Origin of the sequence: Mesorhizobium sp. Pch-S (genome assembly GCF_004136315.1) — a bacterium.
GTDB lineage: Bacteria > Pseudomonadota > Alphaproteobacteria > Rhizobiales > Rhizobiaceae > Mesorhizobium.
The window spans coordinates 2,381,000-2,394,835 of sequence record NZ_CP029562.1 but is presented as its reverse complement, the minus strand read 5'-3'; the positions used below and the strand labels follow the sequence as shown (position 1 = coordinate 2,394,835).

The window sequence follows — 13,836 nt, the reverse complement described above, 5'->3', positions numbered from 1 at the left end:
TCATGACGCTTCGCGTGGTCTTCATGGGCACGCCCGATTTCTCGGTCGCGACGCTGCGCGCGCTGGCCGGGGCCGGGCATGATGTTGTTGCCGTCTATACCCAGCCGCCGCGGGCGGCCGGCCGGCGCGGCCTGGAACTGACACCTTCGCCAGTGCAGCGCGAGGCTGAGCGGCTCGGCATCGTCGTGCATACGCCGGTCTCGTTGAAGGGTGAGGCCGAACAGGCTGCGTTTCGGGCTCTGGACGCCGATGTCGCGGTTGTTGTCGCCTATGGTCTTCTGCTGCCAAAGCCGGTTCTCGATGCGCCGCGTCTTGGCTGCCTCAACGGTCACGCCTCGCTTTTGCCACGTTGGCGTGGTGCAGCACCGATCCAGCGCGCCATCATGGCCGGTGATGCCGAAACCGGCATGATGGTCATGAAGATGGAGCAGGGGCTGGATACAGGTCCGGTCGGACTGGTTGAAAAACTGGCGGTCGATCCCGATATGACGGCCGGCGATCTGCATGACCGGCTGATGGTGGCGGGCGCCGGACTGATGGTCGAAGCCTTGTCGAGGCTTGAGGCCGGCACACTGAGCTTTGTGGAACAGGCCGCCGAGGGCGTGACCTATGCCGCGAAGATCGATAAGACGGAGACCCGGATCGACTGGGCCCGTCCAGCGGATGTGGTCCACAATCATGTTCGCGGCCTTTCGCCTTTCCCCGGCGGATGGTGCGAGGCCACGATCGGCGGCCGTATCGAACGACTGAAGTTGCTTCGTTCGACTGTAGCCGATGGCATGGGGGAACCGGGAGGAATTCTCGACGACCGGCTGACGGTCGCCTGTGGGTCAGGCGCGGTCAGGCTGGTCGAAGTGCAGCGTGCGGGCGGCAAGCCCGCTACCGCACAGGAGTTCCTGCGCGGGGCAAAGTTGGAAGAAGGAATGAAACTGTCATGAGCATGATGTCGATACGCGCGGCGACGCCGCGGGATCGCGAGGCCATCCGCCTCGTCGAAGAACATGCTTTCGGCCAGCAGACCGAAGCCGGTCTCGTCGATGCGATCGTCGCGCAAGGCGACGCGGTCCTGGAACTGGTCGCTGAAGAAGAGGGCCAGGTTGTCGGCCATATCCTGTTCTCGCGCCTCTATGTCGAGAACGCAGGCAGGCAGTTCCCGGCGGTTGCGCTGGCGCCGCTCGCCGTTGAGCCCGATTTCCACGGCACGGGTATCGGCGGCGCGCTGGTGCGCGAGGCCCATATCCGCCTGAAGGATGCCGGCGAGAATCTGGCCATCGTGCTGGGTGACCCGGCTTATTACGGCCGCTTCGGTTACAGCCACGAGCGTGCGGCCGGCTTTGCCAGCGAGTATCAGGGCGAAGCGCTGCAGGCCCAGGCCTGGGGCGAGGCGCCCCGGAACGGCGAGCTGGTCTACGCTTCGGCTTTCGGCACCGCGCTGGCAGCGTAGCGTCAAGACGTGCCCCGCTATCGCCTCGACATCGAGTATGACGGCGGGCCCTATTCAGGCTGGCAGCGGCAGGCTGCCGGCCAGCATTCGGTGCAGGCCGCGATCGAACAGGCGATCGAACGTTTCTGCGGCGATGCGATCTCCATCCGGGGCGCTGGCCGTACCGATGCTGGCGTGCACGCCACGGCGCAGGTCGCGCATGCGGATCTGAGCAAGGCATGGCCGGCCGATACGGTGCGCGACGCCGTCAACGCCTATCTGCAGCGAGCCGGGGAGCGGGTCGCCATATTGGGCGCGACTGCGGTGTCGGATGATTTCGATGCGCGTTTCTCGGCAGTCGGCCGGCACTATCTCTACCGCATAGCCAATCGTCGCGCCCCGCCGGCGCTGGACATGGGCAAGGTATGGTGGGTGCCGAAGCGGCTCGATGCCGAAGCCATGCATGAGGCGGCGAAGGTTCTGCTGGGCCGGCACGATTTCACCACCTTCCGTTCCACGCAATGTCAGGCCAACAGCCCGTTGCGCACGCTGGAGCGGCTCGATGTCACGCGGCAGGACGAGACGATCGAAGTCCGCACCTCGGCGCGCTCGTTCCTGCACAATCAGGTCCGCTCGATGGTCGGTTCGCTGAAGCGCGTCGGCGAAGGCGCATGGACCGCCGGCGATCTCAAGGCTGCCCTGGAAGCGCGGGACCGTGCGGCCTGTGGCCAGGTCGCTCCGCCCGACGGTCTGTTCCTCACTGGCGTCGACTACCCCGCATCCTGATCCGTCTCTACTCGCTCCTGGCTATCGCATCGATGCTGCGCCGGTGCTCGATCGGTTGTGCCATGTGGCTCGGCATCGGCCAGACACTGGTCGAGCCGGGTTGCACCGGTCGTTCCAGGTAAGTCGACAAGACCACATAACTGCGTGTGGTCACGACACCCGGCGTGTCATAGAGCCTGGCCAGCAACCCCTCCAGCGCGCGCGTATCCCTGGCGCGAACCTTCAGCAGCATGCAGGCGTCGCCGGCGACCGAGTGGATCTCTTCCACTTCCGGATAGGCGGAGATCGCCATCAACTCCGGCGTCTTGCCCCAGCCGCGCGTGTCGACATGGACGAAGGCGAGCAACGGCTTGTTGACGGCTACGGGATCGATCAGCACCGAAGTGCTGCGGATCGCGCGGCTGCGCCGCAGCCGCTTCACGCGTTCATGCGCGGCCGGTGCCGAAAGCCCGACCTTCTCGCCGAGTTCGGCATAGCTGACGGTGGCATCCTCGCAGAGCGCGCCTAATAGCTTTCGGTCCATATCGTCCAGGTCCCGCTCCGGAACGCTGTTTTGCCGAACGTCATCTGTTTCTTGCTTCATCGTCGAAATTCCTCTTGTTGCGGAATGTCATTCCGTCATCATGCATCCATGACGAAGACCGATCAATCATCACCCTTGTTTGCTGAACCTGTCGAGCGGTTGCCGGCTGTCGCCTATGTGCTGACTTTCTGCATTGCGGTCATTGGATCCAATTCGCTGGTGCTTGGGCCGATCGCACCGGAGGTGGCGCGGACATTCGGCTCGAGCGTTGCGCTGGTCATGTCGGCGTCGGCTGCCTTCGGGCTGGGTACGGCCGCGAGTGCACTTCTGATGGCGCGCCATGTCGACAGGTTTGGTGCAAGGCGCATGCTGCTGTGGGCGCTTCTCGGACTGGCGCTGGCACTGGCCTTGAGCGCGCTTTCACCCGTCGTGCCGGCGCTGGTCGGTGCGCAACTGGTGGCTGGCATCGCCTCCGGCATCGCTTTGCCGGCAATCTATGCCAGCGCCGCAGCGGTGGCGCCGCCCGGACGCGAGAGCCGCACCATCGGCCTGGTCCTGACTGGCTGGACGTTGAGCATGGTCGCCGGTGTTTCGCTGTCGGCGGTGGTGGCCGACTATGTGCACTGGCGTGCCGTCTATGCGGTCGTGGCAATGCTTGCACTTGTCGCGTCGCTCACCTTGAAGGTCAGTCGCTACGCGACGTGCCTGCGACCGGTCCCGTACCTCAGCCGCTGGCTGCGCTGCGCATCGCCGGTGTCAAGCCGCTGCTCGTCGCCTGCGCGGCGTTCATGAGCGCCTTCTACGGGATCTATGGCTATCTGGGCGATCATCTGCACAACGGTCTCGGCGAGCCGGTCAGCGCCAATGGCATCGTGGCGCTGGTCTACGGCATCGGTTTTGGTGCGGCAGCTCTTCTCGACGGCATCGTCGACCGGTTGGGCCCTCGGCGCGTGATGCCGTTTGCTTTCCTGGCAGTCGGTGCGGTCTACCTCGGTTTCGCGCTGGCGGGCGACAGCTTCCTTGCGGTGCTGGGGCTCACCTTCCTGTGGGGCCTTACCAATCACTTCGGCTTGAATGTGCTGATCATGCGGCTGGCAGCGATCGACCCTTCACGCCGCGGTACCATCATGGGCCTGAACAGCGCCGTCACTTATCTTGCCGTGTTTGCCGGAACGACCGGCTTTGGTCCGCTCTATGCGTCACGGGGATTTGCGTTTGCTGCTTTCGCGGCACTTGTTCTGATGTTGATAGCCGTGGCGGGCGGAAGTTGGCGGACCGCACCGGTAGAAACAAAAGACTGAAGCGGTCCCGCGTTCGAAGAACTCGGAGAAGGCCCTAGGCCCCAAGCCTGGGTATGTCGAGCAGCTTCTCCAGCATGAACAGCAGGATCAGCGAGACGGCGAACATGCCGGCAAATACCGCGGTGGCCATTGCGGCGCCTTTGCCGATCGCGATGTTGGTCATGCGCCAGCTGAACACCAGCGAAACCAGGAAGAGCAGCAATGAAAGCAGGCCGCTCGCCTGGTCCGCCGCAGGAAAAAGCATGCGCAAAAGTGCACCCGGCAACATCAGCCAGGCGATGATGGCGCCAGTCCAGTTGCCTGCCACCACATAATGCACGAAGCGACTGCTCAGCCCTGCGCGCGGCGCTACAGCGGCCAGCGCCAGCAGAGGCAGTACCCAGGTGCCAATGTCGACGAGCGCCAGTTTAAGCAACAATTCGAACCGGTCGGCGGCGGTTTCCCCGATCGCATTGGAAACGCCGACCCAGCCTACGATCAAGGCGGGCATGGCCACCGCAATGGCAAAGAAGGAATTCCAGAACCCGTCCGCTGACAGGTCGAGCAGGCGCAGCCCGTCGGCCTTGCCCAGCATCATACGCCAGGCTCCGTTCAGCGACGATTGGATTTCATCGGCTGAAAGCATGCTCGGCCTGCCTACCCGAACCAGTCCTCGATGAAACGCTGATAGATCACGGTCAGCGTTTCGAGATCGTCCAGTGCCACGCGCTCGTCCACCATATGCATGGTCTGGCCGACCAGGCCGAATTCGACCACCGGGCAATAGTCCTTGATGAAGCGGGCATCGGATGTGCCCCCTGACGTCGACAGCTGCGGCTTGCGGCCGGTGACGGCGGCAATCGAGCCGCTCAGTGTGTCGATCAGCTTGTCGTCGCGTGTCAGGAAGACATGGCTCGGCCGATCCTTCCACACGAGTTCGAACTCGATCGGTTCCTTGCGACCCTTGCGGTACTTCTTGCGACCGCTGGCGGTGTCGAGCCTGTTGTGGATTTCGGCCTGCACCGTTTCCGCATCCCAGGTGTCATTGAAACGAATGTTGAAGGTGGCGCTTGCCTTGGCCGGGATGACGTTGGTGGCAGGGTTGCCGACGTCGATCGACGTGACTTCGAGATTGGTCGGCTGGAAATCCTTCGTGCCCTTGTCAAAGACGGGATTCAGCAGCGCGTCGGTGAGCGTCATCAGGCCGCGCACCGGATTGTCCGCGAGGTGTGGATAAGCGACGTGGCCCTGGCGGCCGTTGACGGTCACTGTTCCCGACAGCGAGCCGCGGCGACCGATCTTGATCATGTCGCCGAGCACGTCCGGGTTGGTGGGCTCGCCAACGATCGAGGCATCCCAGGTTTCGCCTTTGGCGGCGGCCCATTCCAGAAGCTTCACCGTGCCATTGATCGAGGGGCCTTCCTCATCGCCGGTGATCAGCAACGAAACCGAGCCCTTGGGAGCGCCTTTCTCCGCGATATGGCGGGCGAGCGCGGCAATGAAACAGGCGATGCCGCCCTTCATGTCGACCGCACCGCGGCCATACATCTCACCGTTGGCGATCGCCGCCGAAAAGGGCGGATGTGTCCACGCCGCCTCGTCACCGACGGGCACCACATCGGTGTGACCGGCGAACATCAGATGCGGGCCATTGCCGGAACGCCGTGCATAGAGGTTCTCGACGTCGGGCGTGCCGTCTTCCTTGAAAACCGGGCGCTCGATGGCGAAGCCGAGCGGCTTCAGCATGGCTTCCAGAGACGACAAGGCGCCACCCTCTGCCGGCGTCACCGACGGGCAACGAATGAGGGCGGCGAGATTCTGGGCAGGATCGGTCGGCAGGGTCATGTGCGCAGCGTTATTCGAAAGATGGGATCGTGTCACGGCCCTTGAAGCGGCAGGGCCTGCGGTTCTTGGCAAGCCTGCTTGATCTGGTCAACAATAGGCCGATAGCCACCTAGCTGTTGTGCCTTGCTCGGAGATTGCGATGACATTGCGTGACGCGTCCGTTGTTGTCGCCGGCGCCGGCAGCATTGGCTGCTACGCCGGTGGGTGCCTGGCACTGGCGGGACGCAAGGTGACGCTGCTGGTCCGGCCGCGAATAGAGCAGGCCCTGTTGCGCGGCGGCCTGCGTGTCACTGATCTCGAAAAGCGCGACAGGCGGCTCAGCCAGGCAGCTTTCGCCGTCGAGACGCGTGCCGAAGCGGCCCTCAACGGTGCGGACATCGTGCTCGTCACCACCAAGAGCGGCGCGACGGAAGAGATCGGCAGGCAGATTGCGGCGTACGCACCCACCCACGCGATCGTTGTCAGCCTGCAGAACGGTGTCGACAATGCCGCCCGCCTGGCCGCGACCGTGGACGGCCGACGGGTGTTGGCGGGCATGGTGCCTTTCAATGTCGTGCAGCAGGAGGGTGAGACCCCATTCCGGGTGCACCGCGCCAGCGAGGGAACCGTCCTGGTCGAGAGCGGTGCACCGGGAATTTCGACCCTGCTGGATGTTGAAGGCTTCGCAACGGCCACGCATGCCGACATGCGCTCGGTGCAATGGGGCAAGCTGCTCTTCAATCTCAACAACGCGCTTGTGGCACTGTCCGATCTGCCTCTGTCGACCGAACTTGCGGACCGTCGATGGCGCTTGCTTCTGGCCAGGCAGATCGATGAGGCGCTCACGGCGATGAAGGCAGCGGGCATCAGGCCGGGTCGCGTTGCCGGTCCACCGTCAGCGCTGCTGCCGACGATCCTGAGATTGCCGAACTTCGTTTTCCTGCGTCTGGCCAGGCGGATGCTGGCGATCGATCCGCAGGCGCGCTCGTCGATGTGGGAGGATCTGCAGCAGGGTCGCAGGACCGAAATCGACGAGTTGCAGGGCGCGATCCTGCGGCTTGCCGCAAGAAGCGGCGTGCGGGCGCCCTTGGTCGAGCGCATAGCCGCTCTGGTGAGGGAAGCGGAAGAGCGGGGCCAGGGGTCGCCGAAATTGGCGGCCAGCACGATCGAGCAGGCCTAGCCGCTCTTTCAGGATGCGCTGGGCAGATGTGCCCGGTGCCGGCCTTTTCCGGCGCGCTTGGCTTCGTAGAGCGCCAGATCGGAACAGGTCAGCAGCTGCTCCGCTGTGTCGCCATCCACGGGTGCACGCGCGCTGCCGACGCTGAGGCCGATATAGGCCGCGGCAGCAACATCGATGTCGAAAGGCTCGGAAATCGTGTCGATCGCCCGTTTGGCGAGATGGGCGGCTTCGATTTCCGATGTTGCGGGCAAGAGTACGACGAATTCATCGCCACCGATGCGGAACACCATGTCGGTGGAACGGAAGGTCTTTCTCAGCCTGTCTCCAACGAGGCGCAGCAGCCGGTCGCCAGCGGTGTGGCCATGGTTGTCGTTGACGTATTTGAAGCCGTCGAGATCCATGCTGAGCACGACGAACGGCTTGCCGCCATTGGCTGCCTGTACGGCCAGCTGATTGCACATCCGATGCAGCTCCTCCTGCATGAGGATGCGGTTGGGCAGACCCGTCAGGGCGTCTCTCACCGCAAGATCCCGGTTGTCGAGTTCCGCCCGGATCATGCGCACGCTGATGGCGTGGTTGTGCACGAGGACGCCGATGATGCCGGCGACATAGAATGGCATCTGCAGGCCGACCACCCACATGCCGGGTTGCGGTGAAAGCAGCGCGCCCACCATGAAGGGCAGGCTGACCAGCAGCATGACAAGGATTGCATAACGCGGTGTCGCGGCATTGCGTGAGGAGACGACACCGACAACGCCGGCAACGTTCAGCCCGGCCAGCACCGAAAGAACCAGGTTCTCGCTTGCGATGCAGCCGAAGCAGCCGAGGCCAAAGACGGCTGACCAGGCACCTCCCGCCGTCATGAGTGCACCGAGAGGCGGGTTTTCACCATGCAGCCGCGCAAGCTCGCAGCGTATGATCAACATGAACCGCACAGCCAGCAACACAAGTTCGGCGGCGATCCACACCCAGGGCCACCAGGCGCCTGTCAGTACGATTGTCGTACCGGCAAGGACAAGCACGCTCAGGCTGGCAAAGAGGATGGCGAACTTGCGATCGTAGGTCGTTTCGAGGAAACGGGAGCGGACAGCCTTGGCCTCGTCCTCCAGCGGAGTCGAGAACCAGTCAAAAAGGCGCGCTGCTCGCCTGGAGAGGCTGCTGCCGAGAACTTTTGTCGGGTCTGACAGTCGTTCCCCCTGAGATGTCGCTACAACATCCGTTCCATCTTGCATGGATCGGCTAAGAATCTCTTAGGATTCCATTATAGCGACAAGAACAGCAGTGAGAATATCGACGTTTCGTCAGGCCGGAGCGTTGGTCTCCCTGCCGTAGCGATTTGCGCCTCGTGTTCCCTGCGGCAGGCAGAGCAGAATAAAGACAATGATATCGCCGATGATGAAGAACAGGCCGTACCAGCCGGTCCTGTCGAAATCATGCAGCCGCTTTGCAGCAAGTGCGAGATGAGACAGGATCAACACGCCGAGCACCACCAGGAACACTGAAGCCCATTGTTCCATCGAGGCCTGATCGGGGGCGGTGTAGAGACGATAGATCGGATAGGAGCGGATGACGTAGAGCAGCAGTCCGGCAAGCGCAAAGGCTTGCCGGCTCAGTCGGCCGTTGAATCCGAAAAATGTCCAGAGCGTCTGCTGAAGGCTCACACGATCACCGTTCAGTCGCGCAACAGTTCGTTGATGGACGTCTTTTCCCGGGTCTTGGCGTCGACGCGCTTGACGATGACGGCGCAGTAGAGGCTTGGACCGGGTTCGCCGTTCGGCAATGGCTTGCCCGGCAGGGATCCAGCCACCACCACGGCGTTGGCGGGTACTTCACCATAGAAGACCTCGCCGGTGGCGCGGTCGATGATCTTGGTCGACTTGCCGATGAACACGCCCATGCCGAGCACCGCGCCTTCTCGCACGATGCAGCCCTCGACCACTTCCGAACGCGCGCCGATGAAGCAGTTGTCCTCGATGATGGTCGGGCCGGCCTGCATCGGTTCCAGGACGCCGCCGATACCGACGCCGCCGGAGAGATGCACATTCTTGCCGATCTGCGCGCAGGAGCCGACCGAGGCCCAGGTGTCGACCATGGTGCCGCTGTCGACATAGGCGCCGACATTGACGAAGGAAGGCATCAGCACCGCACCCGGAGCGACATAGGCCGAGCGACGCACCACCGCGGATGGCACGGCGCGGAACCCGGCCTTTTCGAATTCGAGCGGGCCCCAGCCGTCGAACTTCGAGGGGACCTTGTCCCACCAGGAGGCACCGCCGGGCGCACCTGAGATCAGTTCCATCGGCTTCAGGCGGAACGAGAGCAGCACGGCCTTCTTCAGCCACTGGTTGACCTTCCACTGGCCATCGGCTTGCCGTTCGGCAACGCGCGCGGTGCCTTTGTCGAGCAGTTCCAGCGCTGATTCGATGGCGTCGCGCACTTCACCGCGAGTCGCGGTCGAAATGCCGTCGCGCTCCTCGAAAGCCTTGTCGAGGGTCTTTTCAAGGCTCGCCAGATCGGGCTTCGACATCAAATGCTCCGTTACAACGCTGTGAAAGGCAGGCTCTTAACCTGTTTGAAAGCCGCGCGGACCCTATTTGAAGGGAATGTGAGGGTCAATCGCAGCTGCGTCATGGGACGACGCTTGAAAGGGATTTGGACGGGTGGATATGAACCCAATGGAAAAGACGGGCTGGACGCCCCTGCCTCACTCGGATGAAGACCTGGAACGTGCCCGCAGCGTACCCGACACGCCGCAGACGCGCGCTTCGACCTACCGTCTCGCCTGGAATGACGAAGAATTCATGACGCGGCGCGAGCTGAGGCCGGTGCGGCTGCAGCTTGAATTGCTGAAGCCGGAGATGATCCTGGCTGAGCGCGGCATCCGCTCCACAGTCATTCTGTTCGGCGGCGCCCGTATTCCGGAGCCCGGTGGCGAGGCCTGGGCGGCAAAGAACGAAACGCAGAAACGCAACCTTGAAAAGAACAGCCGCTATTATGAAGAGGCGCGCAAGTTTGCTCGCCTGTGCTCGCAGCACTCGGCTGCGTCCTATTATCGCGAGTTCGTCGTCGTCACAGGTGGCGGGCCAGGCGTGATGGAGGCCGGCAACCGCGGCGCCGACGATGTCGGGGCGCCGTCGATCGGCCTCAACATCGTGTTGCCGCATGAACAGGCGCCCAACCCCTATGTGACACCGGAGCTATGTTTCAACTTCCACTACTTCGCCATCCGCAAGATGCATTTTGTCATGCGGGCAAAGGCCGTGGCGGTTTTCCCCGGTGGTTTTGGCACCATGGACGAGTTCTTCGAAACGCTGACACTGATCCAGACCGGGCGCATGGAGCGCGTGCCGGTGATCCTGTTCGGCAAGGAGTTCTGGCAGCGTGCCATCGACCTTGACTATCTGGCCGAGCAGGGCACGATCACGCCAGGTGACCAGGACATCATCGATTTCGTCGATACCGCCGACGAGGCCTGGGACATCATTCGCCGCTTCTACACGCTCTGAGGCGCGGCTTTCGGTTCGATCTCGTCCATCGTTCGCGGCCGGTGCACGAGTGTGACCAGAACGAACGAGATGATCATCAAAAGATACCAGGCGCCGAGTTTCTGGATGGAGACCGGCGCCCAGCCCTCGTTCTGGTTCGGGTAGATCCAGGCGCGTGACCATGTGCCGATGTTCTCGGCGAACCAGATGAACAGCGAGACCAGCAGGAACCCAAGCAGCAGCGGCATGCGGTGGCGGAAACGGAAGACGCGGTAATGCACCGTCGTCCTGAAGTAGAGGATGGCCGTGGCCGCGAACAGGCCGTAGCGGATGTCGACCGTGAAGTGATGTGCGAAGAAGTTGACGTAGATCGCGGCGGCAAGCAGCGCTGTTGCCCATAGTGGCGGATAACGGGTGTAGCGCATGTCGAAGATGCGGCTGACACGTGCCAGATAGGAACCGACGGCGGCATACATGAAGCCGGAGAACAACGGCACGCCACCGATGCGGAAGAAAGCTTCCTCGGGATAGATCCAAGATCCGGCCGAGGTCTTGAAGATCTCCATGATCGTGCCGACGACGTGGAAGACCAGGATGACCTTGGCTTCGGACCAGGTTTCCAGCTTGAAAGCGAGCATGGCGAGTTGGATCGTCAATGCCGCCAGGAACAGAAAGTCGTAGCGGGCAAGCCAGGCATGATCCGGCCACCAGAATTTGGTGGCCATGATAAGGGCAAGCATTGCTCCGCCGAACAGGCACGCCCAGCCCTGTTTAAGGCCAAAGACGAGGAACTCGATCGCGGCGCCCGAAATGCCGCGCGCCGGCAACCGGTCCAGCACGCCATGGGCGGCGGCATCGATGAGTGCTTCGACGGAGGTAAAATGCCTCAAATCTGCGTTTCGACGATCGTTGAGAGGAAGCCGGCAAGGTCATCGGTGACATAGTCGACGTCGTCGGCGTTGTCGGGGTCGCGCTCCCAGATCTCCGAAAAAGTAGGCTCGAAGTTGCGCGGCACCACCAGCACGGTGGTCATGCCGAGCGCCTTCGGCACGGCGAGATTGCGGGCCAGGTCTTCGAACATCACTGAATTGGGGCCGCTGACGGCATGCAGGTTCGCGAATTTCTCGTAGGTCTGGCGTGCCGGCTTCGGCGTCAGTCCAGCTGCGACAATGTCGAAAATGTCATCGAAATGATCGAGGATACCAAGCTGACGTGCCGCACGCTCGGCATGGCCGCGATCGCCATTGGTGAAGATGAATTTGCGTCCCGGCAATTGGCGGATCGCCGTTCCCAGCACCGGGTCCGGCACCAGCCAGGAGTAGTCGATGTCATGCACCTTCTCCAGAAAATCGTCCGGATCGATCTGATGGCGCTCCATCAGGCCGTTCAGCGTGGTGCCATACTCCAGATAGAGCTCCTTCTGCAGCTTGCGCGCGTCTTCACGCGAAAGCGTGAGAAGCTCCGACACATAAGCCGTCATCTTCGCGTCGATCTGCGAGAATAGGTTGGAGTGATGCGGATAGAGGGTGTTGTCGAGGTCGAACACCCAGTCGGTGACATGGGTGAAGCGAGCGGGATCTGGGGATTCGGTCATGGCGCAGTTATCGCATGAAACCAGCGAAGCGAAAGCAGCTTTGTCGATCGTATTTCGGCACCGATTGCGGCCAAATTGGCGCGATCGTTCAAATTTTAGCCAGCACTTAAAGAAGACTTTCAAGTCTACCCGTCATAAGGCCGCCAGCCGGGAGGGAGGGCAGTTATGACCAGCATAGTCATGCGTTCCGCAGCTGTTGCTGGGGTTGCGGTTCTCGTCTCGCTTGGGGTCATTCTGGCCATCGGCTTTCTGGCCAAGGATCTGATCGGTCTCGATTCCTGGATCATCGGCACGGTCTGTCCGTTGCTCATCGCCGGGCCGACAAGCGCCTACATGTTTGCGCAAGGCGACAGGTTGAAGGCGGCGCATCGGGAGCTTGCCCGCACCCATGCCCAGCTGGCCGTCGCCCACAGGCGCCTGTCGCACAAGGCCAGTCGTGACGACATGACCGGCATGCTCAACCGCGAGAGTTTTTTCACGGCGATGGAGAACGCCAAGGAAAGAAACGGCGGCGCACTGCTCATCATCGATGCCGATCACTTCAAGGCCATCAACGACAGCTACGGCCACCTCACCGGGGACGAGGCCCTGCTGCTGATCGCCGGTGCCATCAAGCGTGCGATGCGCTCCGGCGACATACTTGGCCGTATCGGCGGTGAGGAATTCGCAGCCTTCCTGCATGGCGCCGACGAGCGGGAAGCCGCCCGCATCGCCGAGCGTATCCGCACGGAAGTCGAGCTGATCCTGTTCCGGCCGCTGGAGCGCACTGTCCGGTTGACGGTATCGATCGGCGGCGCGCTCTTCCAGGAAACGATGACGTTGCCCGATCTGATGCGCAGCGCGGACCTGCGGCTCTACGAAGCCAAGCGCCGCGGTCGCAATCTGGTGATCGTCGGCAACGCGGTCTCCCGCGCCGCCTGACAGGATCGGGCTCAGAGACCGTAGATGGCGATGCGCAGCAGCACCGCCGCCATCGCCAGCGCAACGATCATGATGCCCATGCCGATCGGCGATCCCCAGCCGTACCATTCCATGGAACGTTCGGCGAAACGCATTTCTTCTTCCCGCGACATCTGTGACTGGGCCATCGGGCCTCTCCTTCTCAAGGGTTCGACTTGTCGGCATCGCGACTTTCATCTAATGATAAATCAGTCGAAATGTTCGATAGATTGATAGTTAGATGATCGAAATAACTTCGTCAACCACGAATCGCGACGAGCTGCTTGGCGCGCTGCTCAGCGCCATCATGCGCTGGCAGGACGAGACGCAGAGTTTCGACGAGGCGGTGCGCGAGAAAATGGGCATCAACAGTGCGGAAGGCCGCTGTCTCAGCCTGCTCTATCACGGGCCGCAATCCGCAGGCGCCATTGCGCGTGTCTCGGGCCTGACGCCGGCGGCAGTCACGGCACTGATCGACAGATTGGAGGCGCGTGGTTTCCTGACCCGCACGCGCAGCACGGAAGACAGGCGCAAGGTGGTGGTCGAAGCCACCGAAAAAACGCGGGAGCTGTCGGCACGCTATTATGGCGGCATCGCCCGCGAGGGTGAGAAGATGCTGCGCACCTTCAGCGACGCCGAGCTTGGCACGATCCTGGAATTCATGACCGCGGCCGCAGACCTCCAGCACAACGAACTGCGAAAGCTGAAGGCAGGCGAACAGCCGGACTAGAGCGTTTCCGTTTTCACGGAAACGCTGAAACGCTCTAAGTTTTGTTTTCGCCGCATTTTGTAACGCCAAGTG

At 62.4% G+C, this 13,836-nt stretch carries 18 protein-coding genes; 9 read left to right on the top strand and 9 right to left on the bottom strand.

Annotated features, from left to right (window positions below; all coding sequences use genetic code 11):
- Window positions 1–2: 2 nt before the first annotated feature.
- Genes fmt through truA form a run of 3 tightly spaced genes read left to right on the top strand, consistent with a single transcriptional unit; the run spans window position 3 to window position 2,209 of the window.
- Window positions 3–938, top strand: coding sequence for a methionyl-tRNA formyltransferase (fmt, locus tag C1M53_RS10990; protein WP_129412288.1), 936 nt, complete (start codon window positions 3–5; stop codon window positions 936–938).
- Window positions 935–1,444, top strand: coding sequence for an N-acetyltransferase (locus C1M53_RS10985; RefSeq protein ID WP_129412287.1), 510 nt, complete (start codon window positions 935–937; stop codon window positions 1,442–1,444). Before fmt ends, C1M53_RS10985 begins: the two co-directional genes overlap by 4 nt.
- Before the next feature lie 9 nt (window positions 1,445–1,453).
- Window positions 1,454–2,209 carry a tRNA pseudouridine(38-40) synthase TruA gene (gene truA, locus C1M53_RS10980; RefSeq protein WP_129412286.1) on the top strand — a complete coding sequence of 252 codons (756 nt, stop codon included), beginning with the start codon at window positions 1,454–1,456 and terminating at the stop codon, window positions 2,207–2,209.
- A 7-nt stretch (window positions 2,210–2,216) separates the two neighbouring features.
- On the opposite strand, the gene C1M53_RS10975 is transcribed toward truA, so the two are convergent.
- Window positions 2,217–2,792 carry an Lrp/AsnC family transcriptional regulator gene (locus C1M53_RS10975; protein WP_129412285.1) on the bottom strand — a complete coding sequence of 192 codons (576 nt, stop codon included), beginning with the start codon at window positions 2,790–2,792 and terminating at the stop codon, window positions 2,217–2,219.
- A 48-nt stretch (window positions 2,793–2,840) separates the two neighbouring features.
- On the opposite strand from C1M53_RS10975, the gene C1M53_RS32485 reads away from it, so the two are divergent.
- Complete coding sequence (locus C1M53_RS32485) at window positions 2,841–3,524, top strand: MFS transporter (protein WP_348630040.1); 684 nt, start codon at window positions 2,841–2,843, stop codon at window positions 3,522–3,524.
- The gene (locus C1M53_RS32480) at window positions 3,434–4,033 is read left to right on the top strand and encodes an MFS transporter (protein WP_348630039.1); all 600 of its coding nucleotides are present in this window, start codon (window positions 3,434–3,436) and stop codon (window positions 4,031–4,033) included. The genes C1M53_RS32485 and C1M53_RS32480 overlap by 91 nt, the downstream gene beginning before the upstream one ends.
- 34 nt (window positions 4,034–4,067) lie before the next feature.
- Here C1M53_RS32480 and C1M53_RS10965 read toward each other — a convergent pair whose 3' ends face one another.
- Complete coding sequence (locus C1M53_RS10965; protein WP_129412284.1) at window positions 4,068–4,658, bottom strand: transporter; 591 nt, start codon at window positions 4,656–4,658, stop codon at window positions 4,068–4,070.
- A gap of 11 nt (window positions 4,659–4,669) precedes the next feature.
- Entirely contained in the window at window positions 4,670–5,857 is a 1,188-nt protein-coding gene (gene dapE, locus C1M53_RS10960) for a succinyl-diaminopimelate desuccinylase (protein WP_129412283.1), read from the bottom strand.
- Between the two features lie 139 nt (window positions 5,858–5,996).
- On the opposite strand from dapE, the gene C1M53_RS10955 reads away from it, so the two are divergent.
- Window positions 5,997–7,016 carry a 2-dehydropantoate 2-reductase gene (locus C1M53_RS10955; RefSeq protein WP_129412282.1) on the top strand — a complete coding sequence of 340 codons (1,020 nt, stop codon included), beginning with the start codon at window positions 5,997–5,999 and terminating at the stop codon, window positions 7,014–7,016.
- An 8-nt stretch (window positions 7,017–7,024) separates the two neighbouring features.
- Here the strand turns inward: C1M53_RS10955 and C1M53_RS10950 are convergent, their stop codons facing one another.
- From C1M53_RS10950 to dapD, 3 genes are all read right to left on the bottom strand, one after another.
- Complete coding sequence (locus tag C1M53_RS10950; protein WP_129412281.1) at window positions 7,025–8,248, bottom strand: GGDEF domain-containing protein; 1,224 nt, start codon at window positions 8,246–8,248, stop codon at window positions 7,025–7,027.
- A 69-nt stretch (window positions 8,249–8,317) separates the two neighbouring features.
- A complete protein-coding gene (locus tag C1M53_RS10945) occupies window positions 8,318–8,677 on the bottom strand; it encodes a DUF805 domain-containing protein (protein WP_165358119.1) in 360 nt (119 codons plus the stop codon).
- An 11-nt stretch (window positions 8,678–8,688) separates the two neighbouring features.
- Window positions 8,689–9,543: a 2,3,4,5-tetrahydropyridine-2,6-dicarboxylate N-succinyltransferase gene (dapD, locus tag C1M53_RS10940; protein WP_129412279.1), complete on the bottom strand. Its 855-nt coding sequence runs from the start codon at window positions 9,541–9,543 to the stop codon at window positions 8,689–8,691.
- Window positions 9,544–9,682: 139 nt separating this feature from the next.
- Here dapD and C1M53_RS10935 point away from each other — a divergent pair, with 139 nt between their 5' ends.
- On the top strand, window positions 9,683–10,522 hold the full coding sequence (locus C1M53_RS10935) for an LOG family protein (protein ID WP_101938442.1): 840 nt from the start codon (window positions 9,683–9,685) through the stop codon (window positions 10,520–10,522).
- Here the strand turns inward: C1M53_RS10935 and C1M53_RS10930 are convergent.
- Window positions 10,510–11,391, bottom strand: a complete 882-nt coding sequence (locus C1M53_RS10930) for a DUF817 domain-containing protein (protein ID WP_129412278.1) — start codon at window positions 11,389–11,391, stop codon at window positions 10,510–10,512. The genes C1M53_RS10935 and C1M53_RS10930 overlap by 13 nt on opposite strands.
- Entirely contained in the window at window positions 11,388–12,095 is a 708-nt protein-coding gene (locus tag C1M53_RS10925) for a pyrimidine 5'-nucleotidase (RefSeq protein ID WP_129412277.1), read from the bottom strand. The genes C1M53_RS10930 and C1M53_RS10925 overlap by 4 nt, the downstream gene beginning before the upstream one ends.
- Window positions 12,096–12,260: 165 nt before the next feature.
- On the opposite strand from C1M53_RS10925, the gene C1M53_RS10920 reads away from it, so the two are divergent.
- Window positions 12,261–13,016 carry a GGDEF domain-containing protein gene (locus C1M53_RS10920; RefSeq protein ID WP_129412276.1) on the top strand — a complete coding sequence of 252 codons (756 nt, stop codon included), beginning with the start codon at window positions 12,261–12,263 and terminating at the stop codon, window positions 13,014–13,016.
- A gap of 11 nt (window positions 13,017–13,027) precedes the next feature.
- Here the strand turns inward: C1M53_RS10920 and C1M53_RS31690 are convergent, their stop codons facing one another.
- Window positions 13,028–13,183: a hypothetical protein gene (locus C1M53_RS31690; RefSeq protein ID WP_165358117.1), complete on the bottom strand. Its 156-nt coding sequence runs from the start codon at window positions 13,181–13,183 to the stop codon at window positions 13,028–13,030.
- A 92-nt stretch (window positions 13,184–13,275) separates the two neighbouring features.
- Between C1M53_RS31690 and C1M53_RS10915 the strand changes: the two genes are divergently transcribed.
- On the top strand, window positions 13,276–13,764 hold the full coding sequence (locus tag C1M53_RS10915; protein WP_129412275.1) for a MarR family transcriptional regulator: 489 nt from the start codon (window positions 13,276–13,278) through the stop codon (window positions 13,762–13,764).
- Window positions 13,765–13,836 lie beyond the last annotated feature (72 nt).

Coding starts and splice junctions, on each gene's coding strand:
- C1M53_RS10985 (WP_129412287.1), top strand. CDS start 935: ATGAGCATGATGTCGATACGCGCGGCGACGCCGCGGGATCGCGAGGCC.
- C1M53_RS32485 (WP_348630040.1), top strand. CDS start 2,841: ATGACGAAGACCGATCAATCATCACCCTTGTTTGCTGAACCTGTCGAG.
- fmt (WP_129412288.1), top strand. CDS start 3: ATGACGCTTCGCGTGGTCTTCATGGGCACGCCCGATTTCTCGGTCGCG.
- C1M53_RS31690 (WP_165358117.1), bottom strand. CDS start 13,183: ATGGCCCAGTCACAGATGTCGCGGGAAGAAGAAATGCGTTTCGCCGAA.
- C1M53_RS10950 (WP_129412281.1), bottom strand. CDS start 8,248: ATGCAAGATGGAACGGATGTTGTAGCGACATCTCAGGGGGAACGACTG.
- C1M53_RS10915 (WP_129412275.1), top strand. CDS start 13,276: ATGATCGAAATAACTTCGTCAACCACGAATCGCGACGAGCTGCTTGGC.
- C1M53_RS10935 (WP_101938442.1), top strand. CDS start 9,683: ATGAACCCAATGGAAAAGACGGGCTGGACGCCCCTGCCTCACTCGGAT.
- C1M53_RS10965 (WP_129412284.1), bottom strand. CDS start 4,658: ATGCTTTCAGCCGATGAAATCCAATCGTCGCTGAACGGAGCCTGGCGT.
- dapD (WP_129412279.1), bottom strand. CDS start 9,543: ATGTCGAAGCCCGATCTGGCGAGCCTTGAAAAGACCCTCGACAAGGCT.
- C1M53_RS10975 (WP_129412285.1), bottom strand. CDS start 2,792: ATGAAGCAAGAAACAGATGACGTTCGGCAAAACAGCGTTCCGGAGCGG.
- C1M53_RS10955 (WP_129412282.1), top strand. CDS start 5,997: ATGACATTGCGTGACGCGTCCGTTGTTGTCGCCGGCGCCGGCAGCATT.
- C1M53_RS10925 (WP_129412277.1), bottom strand. CDS start 12,095: ATGACCGAATCCCCAGATCCCGCTCGCTTCACCCATGTCACCGACTGG.
- C1M53_RS10920 (WP_129412276.1), top strand. CDS start 12,261: ATGACCAGCATAGTCATGCGTTCCGCAGCTGTTGCTGGGGTTGCGGTT.
- dapE (WP_129412283.1), bottom strand. CDS start 5,857: ATGACCCTGCCGACCGATCCTGCCCAGAATCTCGCCGCCCTCATTCGT.